Here is a 740-nt window from a genome sequence, read left to right on the forward strand (position 1 = left end):
GCCACCGGCCTTGAGCACGGCCAGCAGGCCGAGCACGAATTCGCCTTCGCGCGGGGCATGCACGCCCACGCGCACTTCCGGGCCCACGCCCAGGGCGCGCAGCCTTTGCGCCAGGCGCTCGCTCTGCTCGTCCAGCTGCTGGTAAGACCAGGCCTGCTCCTCGAAGCGCACCGCGTCTGTCTGCGGTGACTGGGCCACGCTGCGCTGCCACAGCGCCAGGACCGATGTGGCTGGCTGAGCCTTGACCGTGGCCAATGGTGCGGGCGCATCGAGCATGTCGATCTCACCGAGTGCCTGCACGGGCTGCATCGCCAAAGCCTGAAGCAGGCGCTCGAACTGCGCAGCCAGCCGCAGGGCCACCTCGACATCAACCAACGCTTCTGCGTGGAGATAGTCCAGACGCAGGCATGGGCCGGACGCCGGTTGCTGCGGGTCTTCGCACAACAGCACCCGGACTGTGAAGGGGTAGTGGTTGCCACTGGCGCTGTGCACGTGGTCCACACGCAGACCACCGGGCAAAGCACCGTTCAAGGCCTGATCAACCGGGAAGTTCTCGAACACCAGGATGGAGTCGAACAAGCCCTGCCCGCCCAGGCCAGCCCAGCGCTGGATTTCGTACAGCGGGGTGTGCTCGTGCTCGCGGGCGGCCAGGTTCTGCGCCTGAAGCGCGCGCAGCCACTCGCCCACGGGCTGACTTGCCTTGGGCGCACAGATCACCGGCAAGGTGTTGATGAACAAGC

1 protein-coding gene is annotated in these 740 nt (G+C 67.0%); it reads right to left on the minus strand.

The features are described 5' to 3' along the window. The coding region (locus LQ232_RS23480) for an AMP-binding protein (RefSeq protein WP_230182826.1) at window positions 1–740 on the minus strand (740 nt) is incomplete at both ends.

Source organism: Aquabacterium sp. CECT 9606 (assembly GCF_918741295.1).
In the GTDB taxonomy this organism is placed as follows: Bacteria; Pseudomonadota; Gammaproteobacteria; order Burkholderiales; family Burkholderiaceae_C; genus Aquabacterium.